Below are 12,778 nucleotides of genomic sequence, written 5' to 3'. Positions count from 1 at the left end.
GTGTACTGTTACGAGGTCATCTCGGTGCTGGATCAACGCTTAATACAGGTTGTGAGTGAAATAGATTCATCATTCGAATGCGGGAAAATTTTACGCATACTCAGCAGAGACAGCAGCCCCAAACAGGCACATGCGGCCATTACCGAGGCCATTGGCACCAACGTATGGTCATGTAACTGAGTCCAGATCAGCCCCACCAGCGCCCCCATAAGAAACTCCACAACACCGATCACCGCGTTTGCACTGGCGCTCATCTCTGGGAAAAAGTGTAAACACCCCGTGGTCGCATTGGCTGCGACCAACCCCAGAGACCCGACAAACAGCATATTGAGCACCACCATCATTCCCAACCCGGCATCCCATACACTGACAATCACAAGCCCCAGCCCTGCAATGGACTGAAGACTTAACCCAACAAGCAGTAAACAGTCCGGGCCATATTGGTTCAGCAAGCGCATATTGATGCGGCCACAGAACATCATCGTAATGATGTTAGCGCCAAACAGAACAGGAAACAGCGTCGGGCTCACTTCAAAGTATTCTAAATACGCAAACGGTGCCGCGGTAATAAACGCAAACATGCCACTGAATGAAAAGGACAAAACCAGAACATAAGTCATCGCCACTCGATGACGAAACACGTGCAGATACGCAGCAAACATACGCGGACGTTTGCCGTCAGTTGGACGCGCCCTGCTTTCTGGAACCCTCCATAAAAACAAAACACCAACCATCCCCGCATACACCGCCAACGTGAGAAAGATCACCCTCCACCCAAGCGTCTCTGTGACCAGTGCACCCAACAACGGAGCAACCAATGGCGCGATCAACATGACCATCGCGATCATCGACAATACACGCGCCATCTCGTTACCCGAATACAGGTCACGCACAATTGCGGAGGAGTTTACTACAGCGATACCACCACCAAACGCCTGAACAACCCGAAGAACCAGTAAGGCGTCTACTGATTCAACGTGCGTCAATGCAAGACTCGTCACTGAAAAGATCAGCAATCCCAGCGTCACTGCTGGTTTACGCCCCCACCGGTCTGACAACGTCCCACCACCGATCTGCCCCAACGCAAAACCGAATAAGTATCCGCTGATCGATAACTCCACGTGGTGTATGGGCGCATTCAGGTCAGTTGCCATCAACTGCATGGCCGGCAAATACATATCGATCGCCAACGGGGTAACCGCCACCAACATGGCTAACATCAATGTTAAACGAGAACGTGAGATGGGCACTGTGCGGCTCCATATAGACGAAGAAACCGGGAATATTCAATTCCCGGTAGAACAAGCATCACTCAGATTGTCAGGCAGATGACAGTCTGCGTTACTGCCGGTTGGTTAACTCGGTTGCTGCCAGCGCTGAGCCGCTTCTGCGACACGTGCACCCAATACCTGAGCAGTACGATGATCCGATGCTGGCGGCACCTCGTCTGCACTCTGGTCCGCATTACTCTGAGTCATCAGGCCAAGGAAACTACCCAAACGGTTCAGGTCTTCCGGGCTGCCCTCACTGCTGTTATTCCCCGGAGGCAGTGCAAGCCCCGTCCAGACCATCCCCTGCTGAGCGGCATAGATGCTCATCTGTACCAAGGTGTTAAGTTTGTCACCACTCATAGATGCGGAGTTGGTGAACCCCGCGGCAATTTTGTTTTTCCAGCCACCCTCGAACCAGATCTTAGAGCTCGCATCCATAAAGGATTTGAACGGACCACTGACACTGCCCATATACGTTGGGCTACCGAAAATGATCGCATCAGCTTCGTTCAGCGTGTCCCAATCAATTTCATCCACATCTGCGACTGACACCAACGTGACCTGCGCACCGGCTTGTTCAGCACCTGTAGCAACCGATTGTGCAACGACTTCGGTATGACCAAAACCACTGTGGTATGCGACCGCGACCTTAACCTGTTGAGACATAATTTTGTGCTCCGTATACTCAGATTCTTCAAGAGGAATCGTTTTAATGTGGAGCCAGCATATCTGCGCCTGCTTAATTCATAAAATGCATAAATAAGATAATCATCATGCGAAATCCGAATTTACGTACCCTGGATCTGAACCTGCTCATTATCCTGCTGGAATTGCTGGAAGTACGTCATGTCACACGTGCTTCAGAAAAGCTCAACATGAGCCAACCCAAAGTCAGCCGAGCGCTACAGAAGCTGCGTGATGCATTTGGAGATCCTCTACTGGTGCGTACGTTGGATGGATATGACCTGAGTGCGCGCGCTGAACGACTATTGCCTGAACTGAAGTTGCTGCTGAAGAGTCTTGAGCGGATAGTGGCAGAAGAAAACTTTAACCCCCTCACCTCCACCGACACCGTTCGTATCTATGCGGTTGATCTGGAGGTGATCGCCTTTCTGCCAAAATTATTCGCAAAATTACGCGAACATGCCCCTAACATGACACTGGATATTCGAAGTGAACCGCGGAATCATTTCGACCTATTGGAAGCAGGAGACGTTCACTTTTCCCTGAGCGGAAAAATCCCTGCTGTCATGCAGGATCAATATCGAATGATGCCTCTGGCGACCGCTCATATGGTGTGCATGATGAGTGCCCAACACCCATTGGCAAATACAGAGCTGTCCTTAGACAAGTATCTGGACTGTTATCACGGTTACGTATCGATCACCAACGAAGGTCCTGCGATTATTGATCACTACCTACGTACATTAAACCGAACGCGTCAGCTAACGACCCGTCTGCCCAACTTCACCTCAGCCGCCTATTTTTGCGAAACCACCGATCTGATCGTCGCCCTGCCTCAGATCATCGCGCCAATGGTGATTCAAGGACGAAACCTTATCTATAAGTCACTGCCTAGTGAAATCGACTTAGAACCCACAGCATTCAACCTGTACTGGCACGAACGCCATCATCAGGACCCAATGTGTCGATGGGTGCGCAGTTTATTTGCTGCGCAAACGGAGTAACAAGCGAGGTCTGGGTGACACACCACAGCTATATGTGATTACCGATCAGGACTGATTTTTGCGTGGTGAATCAAATTGTGGAACACCGCAGGCTGATCGTTCAGGTTTCGATAGCCGTGAATACAATCTGCCGCAAAACGCAATGCTGAGCCTTCCGGCATCGGTAGCCATTCCCCGTTAAGCAATAATTCCATATCCCCTTTCACCACAATGACGTGCTCAGTCGTACCCTGTTCATGAGGATCTGCGATCCGCTCATAACCAGGCATTAGAGTCAGCTCGATCATCTCGAAACCAAAGCGTTCATCATAGGTGAACATCGAAGCCATCAGCATGTCGTCGCTCACCGGTTTACGGCGTAACTCCGTTGCCGTACGCACGCGCGCATCCTGATTATCTGCAGGCTTAGGTTCAATAAACGTCGACAGTGCTGTCTCGAATCCTTCAGCGATCTTCCAAAGCGTTGCTAGCGTGGGGCTCGATTCACCACGCTCTATCTGCCCTAGCATTGCTTTGCTGACGCCTGTCGCCTGCGAAGCCCGGTCCAAACTCCACTTCTTGGCTTTACGAATTGCTTTCAGGGTGACAGCAAAATGCTGATTACGATCTTCCAAACAGATCACTCCACACAAAGATTAAACAATCACAAACACCTTGTGCGCTATAACGCACACATATAGTATCAGACCAATTATACGTTATAACGCACAAAATACAGTGATGCTTTGTGTGGCTTTTCATCCTAAGGGAGATGACCCGATGCTCGGCTTACTCAACCTATCTCGCTTCTCTGCCGGGATTATTGCGGTGCTGGTGGGATACACCAGTTCGGCAGCCATTATCTTTCAGGCCGCTGCTGCTGCGGGCGCAACACCGGAACAGATCAGTTCATGGTTATGGGCGCTAGGGTTAGGGATGGGTATCACCTGTATCGGACTGTCGCTCAAATACCGTGCACCGATCCTGACCGCCTGGAGTACGCCAGGTGCCGCCCTGCTGGTCACCAGCCTTGAAGGGGTATCGATGAACGAGGCCATCGGCGTCTTTATCTTCTGTTCGGTGCTGATCACCTTAAGTGCGCTCACCGGCTGGTTTGACAAGCTGATGCGGTTTATTCCCACCTCATTAGCTACCGCTATGCTCGCAGGCGTGCTATTCCAGTTCGGTCTAAATATGTTCTCTGCACTGGAAGATCAGCTGTTGCTGGTGGGGGTGATGCTGACAACCTATTTGCTTATGAAGCAGTTGCTACCTCGCTACGTTATTCCGCTGACCTTAGCCGCAGGACTCGTTTTGTCTGGTTTTCAGGGCACCATGCATTTTGAAAATATGAGCTGGCAAATCACAACACCCGTATTAATGATGCCCGAGTTTTCACTGCAATCACTGATAGGTGTCGGGATACCCCTGTTTATTGTGTCGATGACATCCCAATACATGCCAGGTTTAGCCGTGTTACGCGCCAACGGTTATCAAACACCCGCATCCCCTCTGATCGGCTGGACAGGATTTACCGGTGCCATTCTTGCGCCCTTTGGTGGGTTCTCCATCAATCTGGCCGCTATCACGGCAGCGATCTGCGCCAGTAAAGAAGCGGATGCCGATCCACAGAAACGTTATTTTGCATCAATTTGGGCGGGGGTTTTCTATTGCCTGACCGGTATCTTCGGTGCCACTGTCGCGGCAGCCTTTGATGCGTTTCCGACCGCACTGATTGTCGCCATTGCGGGACTCGCCCTGCTTGGCACCATTGGCAACAGTCTGGCGGCCTCTTTGGGTGATGAGTCAGAACGCGAAGAGGCCCTGCTGACCTTTATGGTCACGGCCTCCGGGCTGACAATACTGGGGGTTGGATCGGCGTTCTGGGGCGTTGTTCTCGGCCTGACCGTTCATCAACTTAAACGGCTTACCCGATAAGCGGTGTCCACAAACGCTTTGATTATGTCGATTCTGCCTCAGACGCCTGATGCATCGATTCAAGCATCAGGCGCAACCCTTTGCCCAATTCAACCTGAGAGGTCATGTTGTAACGCTTGACAGTTTTACCTGGATCACCCAATGAAACCGCAATATCTCCAGAGCGAGCCGTCGCATATTCAACATCCACCTTGGTGCCCGAAATCATCGATAACACCTGCGCCAGCTGATTGATAGACGTAGACTGGCCGGTACATACGTTGTACACCGATGCTTCACCCCGTTGCTTGTCCATCGCAGCCATCAAGTAACACACCACATCATCTACATAGATAAAATCACGTGTTTGACGCCCATCTCCGTATATTGTGAGCGGTTGCTCCTTTTTGAGACGATCGATAAAGATAGAAATAACACCCGAGTACGGCGAATCAGGGTTTTGTCGTGGGCCATATACGTTAAAGAAGCGTAGTCCGACGGTAGAAATACCATGAGATAGCCATGCCACACGAGCATGGTATTCCCCGGCTAATTTATCTGCACCGTACGCACTGATCGGACGAGGCGTTGAACGTTCATCCAAAGGCACGGTCGCATTATCGCCATACACCGCTGCAGAAGAGGCATATACCACCGGTGTAGATTGTTGAATTTCATCAGCCCGTGCAGCATCCAGCACGTTGATCGTTCCTTGCAGATTTACCCGGTGTGTACCAATCCAGTCAGTGACCGATTGCTCAACCGACGAGATGGCCGCCAGATGAAAACAGCCATCCACTTCCACCATTGCCGCTTTTACAATCGCGGGATCAGCAACGTCACCCAATACCAGTTCTGCCTTATCATTCAAATTATCTACTGACCCCGTCGACAGGTTATCGAGAACACGTACCTGATCCCCCCTTTCAATCAACGCATCACATAGATGGGAGCCAATAAAACCGCATCCTCCGGTTACCAGATATCTCATGTCAGTCTCCTTTTCTCAAATGTCTGACGAGTATCTAGCAATTGCGCGGCCAATCTATTTATATCTTATTTTTCAATATGTTATAAATTTTCGATTGATTGTTAGCATCACATTGAATCGCAAAATGAGAATTGTCGTTGCAGTCTGCGGATTAATCGCACGATAACAGACACCAGACTCAACACTTGATGCCCACGATCACCTAACCCTCTGATATTTAGGATGTTATAAAGCTCTGGCCACGTGTTTGCTTCTATAGATAAGAAAGCACAAGGGGGTCTATATGCTGTTACATCAAAAAACAATATTTCAACTGGTGGATAGCCGCACCATCGGGGGCATTGAAAGCCACATCCTCAATCTCACTCGCTGGTTAGCGTCACATGGATATCGCACTGAAATTGTATTTCTTCGTGGCTATGGCAACCCTCATCCATTGCAGGAAAAATTGGCATCGGCGCATATCAAGTCGCGCACCTTAAACGGCACTACAGCACTGATCCAACTACTGACAAAACACGACTGCCTGTTAGCAACCCATGGATATAAAGCAGGACTGATCGGGCGTTTAGTGGGCAAGCTCTGCCGTACACCGGTGGTATCCACCTACCATAACGGCGATGTGGGTAGCGGCAAGTTGCGATTCTACACCTGGCTAGATGCATTCACGTCGGTATTGGCCAGCGGAACGATCTGTGTCAGTCCAGAGATCAAGCACCGACTTCCGGCCCAGTCACTGCTGCTGCCCAACTTTGTGAAAGGAAACCATATCCCCACCCCACCCGGGCAACAGGTCGCATTCGTGGGACGCCTATCAGAAGAAAAAGGCCCCGATCAATTCGCCCTCATGACACGTCAGTTTGCCAAAGAGGCCGACCTTCAGGTGTACGGTGATGGTCCACTGCGTAAAGAACTGGAAATGTCTGAACCCCATCTGCATTTCAACGGTAACGTCACCATGGAGATGCACTGGCATAAGATTGGGTTGCTCTGTATTACCAGCCGTTGCGAAGGGTTACCACTGGTCGCATTGGAAGCGATGGCTCGTGGCATCCCTGTTGTCTCCTTTTCTCTCGGTGCATTACCTCAGCTGATAGCTCATGGACAGAACGGGTGGCTCATTGACCCCGATGACAACGCCAGCTTTAAACAAGCGATCCATACGTGGATAACATTGTCTGAACAACAACGTCATGCAATGGGAACTGCCGCCCGTGCGCGTATTAATCGAGAATATTCCAGCGATGTTGTATGCCCCAGGATTGTTGACCTCTACTGCCAGTCACTTCACCCACAGTCCAACTTTCGGATCAGTCCAGACAAGGGGCATCTATGATCCGTACACTGATTGGGTGCCAGAGCAGCGACCTGAAAGTGCCACCGTTATTGCCATTGCTAATAGCGTTGGCCATCTTCAACGCCATCCTGCCTGCGACGATAGAACATATTCGCGTATCAGGATTTGTCGATGCATTGCTGCAGGGTTTCGGCCAGAGCTTTGTTATCTGGCTAAGCCTTGCGATCGCGGTTTGGTTATATAACCGCAGTGATATTGATCGTACGACGCCGCCCAATATCGTTTTACTGTTGTGCCTGCTTTTAAGCCTGATGCTAGCGATACCACTGGCAACGCTCAGCTGGTGTATCGCCGCTGTTCTCGTCCTGTTGTGGCGTTCAGCCTTTCGGCATGACCACTACAGCCGCGCGGTAACCATTCTGGTCTGTGCAGTCGCATTGAGAGAGCCTGTCAGCCGTGTATGCCTGACTCTCTTTTCATCCGAAATACTCAGCTTTGATGCCAGTATTGCCGCTCTCATGCTGCAGATGTTTAACCAGGAATTTGTCGTAAACAACAATCTGATTGTTCAGCCAAATGGCTATAGCTTGCTCATCCTAACGGGATGCTCTGCATTCGGTAACTTGTCGCTCTCACTTCTTCTTTGGCTCGCATTAACCCAGATGGTGCATCAACACGTACGCTACACCGATCTCACGCGCATCATTCTGATCGCCATGCTGGTAGTCGCTTTGAACGCCCTACGTTTAGCGTTAATGGCGCTCGATCCGGAATGGTATGAATTACTCCATCAAGGCATGGGAGCCGGCATATATGAAGGATTGGGCCTGATCAGTACTTTGCTCTGTGTTCGATGGAGAACGCGTCATGAAGACACCTCAGCTTACATTCAGCCTACTGCTCATAATTCTGTTTCCCGCTCTAACACTGGCACCCGCGACTCGCATCTATAAAGCGAGTCAGAGACCGCACACTGTCGTAACCCCGGTAACGTTTAACGTTCCGGGGCTGAATCAGGTCGGCAGCTTTGCAGCAGCCAACCAGGGACCTTATCGCGTAACCAGTTTTCGACACCCACACTGTCGCGGAACGATTGCCCTGCTACCGCTCTATCGCAATGCTGAGGGGAGCGCAGTACTTACTCGGCTATTTGATAACCCGGAGCTGCGTTACGGAATCATTTTTTCGGGTGGGATATATGCCGAGTTCCCCCAGCTGCTCTACACACTCACCATATTTCAAGAGCGCGCCTTTCAGGGACTACCCTTTGGCGGTGAAAAGAAACAACCTTATGCATTCGCAGAACAAGGTGACTGCGCGTTAGCTGAGCACGCTGCACTCAGGCTAAGAGAGATCTGACAGATTAGGCGGAGCCGCTTTCGGCCGCGGTTTCCTCTCATACCAACCTTAAACCTAAGGAGTAGCAACATCGTATTCAGTACTGACTCTATAAAAGGAGATTCCAATGAACACATTACATCTGAAACGAAGCGCTTTGGCGGCACTGTTGAGCAGTGGTTTTGTAACCAGCGCTCACGCCGCTGACGACGCAACCGACACACTGGTCAACATTGACCTGCCCACAGGCCTTGTACAAGAGGTTCAAAACGCGCTACCTGAAAGCGCCAATGTAAATCAGGAGTATCTGAACACAGACTATAACCCCAATATTACGTTCCAGTCGGATGCCCATGTGGGGATCACATTTCTTGACGAGGGTGCAGGCTATCGAAACTCGCTGGGGTATTTCACCTTTGCCGACGATACCTTCGACAGCTTAAGTTTTGGCGATATTGATACCAATAACGATGGCCACGTGGCAATTAAAGAGCTGACATCAGTCAGCGGTATCACTGCAGGCATGATCTTTAACAATGTGTCAGAAACGGGCGGCGGCGGCAGCCTGAATGCTGGCGATACAGTAGTGTTGGGCGGAGCTAATATCACCAATGTAAATGGAACCGACTTCGACATGACAGGAGGTACAACGTTTTCCGACGGAACCAATATGGGTTTCTTCGTATTACAAAATGCCTGGTCAGGTAAGAAGGTAAATAGCTGGGACAACAACAAGAATACACTGGCGATGTACACAGTAGACTTTCTTAACCCCGAGAACAGTGCCAGTGCCACCTCAGACAATACGGACATAAATGCACGCCACGTTGCGATGATGAACTCGCTATCAGCCGACAACGATATCATTATAGGGTTTGAAGATCTGGTCCGTCCCTATGGCGACAATGACTTCAATGATGCAGTGTTCCGTATTCGTACCGATCCAGTAGATGCCATGTATGCCTTTGTTCCGACCACTCAAACCGTCATAAATATGCAAGCCGCTCCCGCACCGGCAATGGGGAAAAGTATGTCAGGAATGGCGCTGATGGCGTTTGGCATGATGGTGATGTACCGTCGTCGCAAACCGGGTAAGAAAGCGTAAGTCCTAATCACCCATCGAAAACCAGGGCCGGTATGCAGCATTCTGCCGGCCCCTTTTAGTTATTTCCTATTCAATACTCTCTCAATGCACCCGCTTTCATTGCAATTGTTTACACCACGCTAGTCGCAAACTGTTTCGCAAAATGCGAATCCCTCAACGCTCGCCAGAACCAACCTAACAATCCACTTCCACAAAACACTATAACTTATTGTTTTCATGTAGATTTAAATGCATGGCCTGTTTTTCGCAATGATCCATTTATCGTCAGGATTAAGGAGATGGAGCCATGCTTACGCGACTGACCAAGTTACCCCGCGCCCTACAGCACAGTCTTGTCTATGCTGCCGCGCTAGCACTGTCCAAGGGCTTTGCGCTCATTATGGTGCCCATAGCCACCCACTACCTCACACCTGCTGACTACGGTCGTTTGGATGTACTACAGACACTCGCCGACCTGCTCAGTATTGTCATCGGTATGGGCCTGGCCGAAACACTGTTTCGGTTTGCCGGCAGCGAAGAAGACTCCGTAGAACGTCGACGAGCCACCGCGAATATCTTTGGCATGGCACTGTCACTGGGCGCGCTCGCGCTGATCATCGGGCAATTGGCTGCCTCACAGATCAGTCGACTGCTACCCGGCGAGATCGCCATCATTGAAACCCGACTGATCCTTGCCAGCCTGGCATTAGTCGGCACTATTCTGGTACCACTTGCCTGGTTGAGAATGCAGGGAAATCCATGGCTTTATTTGTTAGGGACTGCAGGTCGCGTCGCACTGCAGGTGGCTATCGCGGTTCCGCTACTGATGATGGGCTTTGGGGTAATCGGGGTTTTAACAGGCACCCTGCTTTCCGCGTTATGCCTCAGTGCCTGGCTGATCTGGAAACAACTTCAGGATACCGGAATCCGTTTTGAATTTACGCGTTTTCGTATGTATTCAGCCTATGGCGGTCCACTTATTTTCGTAGGTATGGCCGGATTCGTATTAGGTAGCTTTGATCGCTGGATTCTGGCGGACGCGGTAGGAACAGCAGAGATGGCACAGTATGCGCTGGCAGCCAAGTTTGGCCTGATCACTGCGGTATTTATCCAGCCATTTGACCTATGGTGGCACGCTCGCCGATTCAGCTGCCTACAAGAGGCCAACGGTCCACAGCGTTGCGCGCAGTTTGCGTCGATTGGAGTCGTAATCGCCATGTTCTCCTGTCTGATCATCGCAGCCACAGGTCCAACATTAGTGCGTGTATTAACACCGGAAGCATACCATCAATCGATCCAGTATATTCCGTGGCTTGCGGCTCTGGCGGCGCTACACAACGCCACATCGACACTCGGATTTGGCGCGATGAGTGAAAGCAACACCGTTCGTCCAGCCGTGATCGATGGTGTCGCGGCAGCCGTAGCCTTAGTGGCTTATCTGATACTGATTCCCGAATACCATGCGTGGGGGGCCATCGCGGCAACCACGTTGGCGCTGTCCCTGCGGTTTATCATGATGTACCGCATCAGCCAACGCACGTTATCGCTTCCGTATCCCATCCGTCGTCTAACGCTGCTGCTGTTATTGTGTCTTATCGCACTGATCGTCATCCCGTCATCGCCATTATCCTGGCTTAATGGCGTCATTTCTCTGGGAGCGCTGCTCAGTTTTGCAATCACATCAGTGATGCTGGGCCTGATCCCACTGAAACGCCATAGCACTGTGCTACAGGGGTAACACCCCGTGATTGCCCCTTCACCCAACGGAAGAATGTCACAGGCCAGCGTCTCAACCGGACTAACACTGTTACTCGCGCTGGTCTGGTGGTTTCTGCCACATCCAGCTGTCGCAGCAGTGGCCTTTTTACCACTGCTGCTGGTGGCAGGCCTGCAGATGCCCTTTCTACTCTGTTTGGCCTTTATTGCGTTTTCGTTCTTCCGTCTGCATGAAGTATTTCCACAACTTTACCCGCTGCGCATTCCTCAACTGTTGGCGATTGGCACGCTGGGCTCGCTATTCGTCAATCTGGCCACACGGCGTATAACCGTATTCTGGAGTCGCGAACTGGCGGTTTTTAGTGTGTTCTTTCTGTTGGTTGTTATCGGTGCGTTGCTTGCTACTAACAGAAGTGCTGCGATGAGCAGCCTGACAGGCACTTACGTCAAAATCGCGGCGATGGTGTTTGCCATCAGTTGGCTACTACAAAAAGAGTCACAATTTCGCGCAGTACTCGCCGCCATGGCAGTAAGCGGTATCGCTGTCGGGTTAGTCGCATTGCACAACAAAAGTAATGGACTGGAGTTGGTAGAAGGTACCCGTGTGACGATTGGGCGAAGTATAGGCTCCATGCTAGGTGACCCAAATGATCTTTCCCTGGTCCTGTTGTTCCCCGCCAGTTTTGCACTCGCCATGCTTTTAACACCTGAACTCGGTCGCCTCTGGAAATTACTGGGCTTGATCACATTTATCATTGTTATCTGTGCCATCGTGGCCACCCAAAGCCGTGGTGGATTACTCGGCATCTGTGCCGTCAGCGGTGTATTCGCCTGGCGTCGTATAGAAAACAAAGCATTACTCATCAGCGTGGGCGGAGCCGCGCTAGGGTTGTTATTTGTCCTGGCGGGAGTGAGCGACCGTGCATCGGGTGGCGCTCATGAGGAAGGCATCGACGAATCTGCCATGGGGCGTATCTATGCCTGGCAAGCCGCTATGGGTATGGCGATACATCATCCACTAACCGGCGTTGGAATTAATAACTTTATATCCAACTACTTTGACTACAGCCCCCATTGGGATGGGAAAAACCATGCAGTACACAGCACATGGTTTGGTGTCATGGCTGAAACCGGCCTGCTGGGAATAGGCATGTTTGTCACGATGATCATTCTGATCGCCCGTATCGGACTTAAGACCACCCGTAGCTTCTCTCCTTCCTGCGCGACTTACTATCGCCCCTGTCTGTATGCATGTGCTCAGTCCGTACAAGCGGGACTCGTCGGGTTCTGCGTATCGGGTACCTTTCTAACAATGGGCTTCACATGGCCCATCTACATCCTACTGGCTTTAGCAGTCGCCCTTTCGCAATTCAGTAGCAAGCATTCTCAGCACGCGTCTCAAAATGAGAAACCACATAACAAAAAACAATAAAACACTTAATAATCAATCAGTTAAATTCTGGCATGGCTTCTGCAACATCTTACTTACAACACAAA

Annotated in this window: 12 protein-coding genes; 8 read left to right on the top strand and 4 right to left on the bottom strand. The window is 50.8% G+C overall.

Annotated features, from left to right (window positions below; all coding sequences use genetic code 11):
- Positions 1-32: 32 nt before the first annotated feature.
- Entirely contained in the window at positions 33-1,250 is a 1,218-nt protein-coding gene (locus IOQ59_RS02545) for a Bcr/CflA family multidrug efflux MFS transporter (RefSeq protein ID WP_193951692.1), read from the bottom strand.
- 105 nt (positions 1,251-1,355) lie between these two features.
- On the bottom strand, positions 1,356-1,937 hold the full coding sequence (locus IOQ59_RS02540) for a flavodoxin family protein (RefSeq protein WP_193951691.1): 582 nt from the start codon (positions 1,935-1,937) through the stop codon (positions 1,356-1,358).
- 107 nt (positions 1,938-2,044) lie between these two features.
- On the opposite strand from IOQ59_RS02540, the gene IOQ59_RS02535 reads away from it, so the two are divergent.
- A complete protein-coding gene (locus IOQ59_RS02535) occupies positions 2,045-2,959 on the top strand; it encodes a LysR family transcriptional regulator (RefSeq protein WP_193951690.1) in 915 nt (304 codons plus the stop codon).
- A gap of 38 nt (positions 2,960-2,997) precedes the next feature.
- Here IOQ59_RS02535 and IOQ59_RS02530 read toward each other — a convergent pair whose 3' ends face one another.
- A complete protein-coding gene (locus IOQ59_RS02530; RefSeq protein WP_193951689.1) occupies positions 2,998-3,573 on the bottom strand; it encodes a helix-turn-helix domain-containing protein in 576 nt (191 codons plus the stop codon).
- A gap of 145 nt (positions 3,574-3,718) precedes the next feature.
- On the opposite strand from IOQ59_RS02530, the gene IOQ59_RS02525 reads away from it, so the two are divergent.
- On the top strand, positions 3,719-4,876 hold the full coding sequence (locus tag IOQ59_RS02525) for a benzoate/H(+) symporter BenE family transporter (protein WP_193951688.1): 1,158 nt from the start codon (positions 3,719-3,721) through the stop codon (positions 4,874-4,876).
- A 22-nt stretch (positions 4,877-4,898) separates the two neighbouring features.
- On the opposite strand, the gene IOQ59_RS02520 is transcribed toward IOQ59_RS02525, so the two are convergent.
- Positions 4,899-5,846 (bottom strand): NAD-dependent epimerase/dehydratase family protein, encoded by a 948-nt coding sequence (locus IOQ59_RS02520; protein ID WP_193951687.1) that lies wholly within the window; start codon positions 5,844-5,846, stop codon positions 4,899-4,901.
- Between the two features lie 283 nt (positions 5,847-6,129).
- On the opposite strand from IOQ59_RS02520, the gene IOQ59_RS02515 reads away from it, so the two are divergent.
- The 6 genes from IOQ59_RS02515 to IOQ59_RS02490 all read left to right on the top strand — a co-directional run bounded on the left by IOQ59_RS02515 (position 6,130) and on the right by IOQ59_RS02490 (position 12,713).
- Complete coding sequence (locus IOQ59_RS02515) at positions 6,130-7,182, top strand: glycosyltransferase family 4 protein (protein ID WP_193951686.1); 1,053 nt, start codon at positions 6,130-6,132, stop codon at positions 7,180-7,182.
- On the top strand, positions 7,179-8,096 hold the full coding sequence (locus IOQ59_RS02510; RefSeq protein ID WP_193951685.1) for an archaeosortase/exosortase family protein: 918 nt from the start codon (positions 7,179-7,181) through the stop codon (positions 8,094-8,096). The genes IOQ59_RS02515 and IOQ59_RS02510 overlap by 4 nt, the downstream gene beginning before the upstream one ends.
- Entirely contained in the window at positions 8,011-8,502 is a 492-nt protein-coding gene (locus IOQ59_RS02505; protein WP_193951684.1) for a hypothetical protein, read from the top strand. The genes IOQ59_RS02510 and IOQ59_RS02505 overlap by 86 nt, the downstream gene beginning before the upstream one ends.
- 106 nt (positions 8,503-8,608) lie before the next feature.
- Positions 8,609-9,586, top strand: coding sequence for a DUF4114 domain-containing protein (locus IOQ59_RS02500; RefSeq protein ID WP_193951683.1), 978 nt, complete (start codon positions 8,609-8,611; stop codon positions 9,584-9,586).
- Positions 9,587-9,872: 286 nt separating this feature from the next.
- A complete protein-coding gene (locus IOQ59_RS02495) occupies positions 9,873-11,303 on the top strand; it encodes a lipopolysaccharide biosynthesis protein (RefSeq protein ID WP_193951682.1) in 1,431 nt (476 codons plus the stop codon).
- A gap of 33 nt (positions 11,304-11,336) precedes the next feature.
- Entirely contained in the window at positions 11,337-12,713 is a 1,377-nt protein-coding gene (locus IOQ59_RS02490) for an O-antigen ligase family protein (protein WP_193951892.1), read from the top strand.
- Positions 12,714-12,778 lie beyond the last annotated feature (65 nt).

It is taken from the genome of Pontibacterium sinense (assembly GCF_015209595.1).
GTDB lineage: Bacteria > Pseudomonadota > Gammaproteobacteria > Pseudomonadales > Balneatricaceae > Pontibacterium > Pontibacterium sinense.
Note: the sequence above shows the minus strand (reverse complement) of the source record. Positions and strands in the feature narration are given on the sequence as shown.

Excerpts from the sequence above, each read along its gene's own strand:
- IOQ59_RS02505 (WP_193951684.1), top strand. The coding sequence starts at position 8,011 with ATGAAGACACCTCAGCTTACATTCAGCCTACTGCTCATAATTCTGTTT.
- IOQ59_RS02525 (WP_193951688.1), top strand. The coding sequence starts at position 3,719 with ATGCTCGGCTTACTCAACCTATCTCGCTTCTCTGCCGGGATTATTGCG.
- IOQ59_RS02510 (WP_193951685.1), top strand. The coding sequence starts at position 7,179 with ATGATCCGTACACTGATTGGGTGCCAGAGCAGCGACCTGAAAGTGCCA.
- IOQ59_RS02515 (WP_193951686.1), top strand. The coding sequence starts at position 6,130 with ATGCTGTTACATCAAAAAACAATATTTCAACTGGTGGATAGCCGCACC.
- IOQ59_RS02540 (WP_193951691.1), bottom strand. The coding sequence starts at position 1,937 with ATGTCTCAACAGGTTAAGGTCGCGGTCGCATACCACAGTGGTTTTGGT.
- IOQ59_RS02500 (WP_193951683.1), top strand. The coding sequence starts at position 8,609 with ATGAACACATTACATCTGAAACGAAGCGCTTTGGCGGCACTGTTGAGC.
- IOQ59_RS02520 (WP_193951687.1), bottom strand. The coding sequence starts at position 5,846 with ATGAGATATCTGGTAACCGGAGGATGCGGTTTTATTGGCTCCCATCTA.
- IOQ59_RS02490 (WP_193951892.1), top strand. The coding sequence starts at position 11,337 with ATGTCACAGGCCAGCGTCTCAACCGGACTAACACTGTTACTCGCGCTG.
- IOQ59_RS02535 (WP_193951690.1), top strand. The coding sequence starts at position 2,045 with ATGCGAAATCCGAATTTACGTACCCTGGATCTGAACCTGCTCATTATC.
- IOQ59_RS02495 (WP_193951682.1), top strand. The coding sequence starts at position 9,873 with ATGCTTACGCGACTGACCAAGTTACCCCGCGCCCTACAGCACAGTCTT.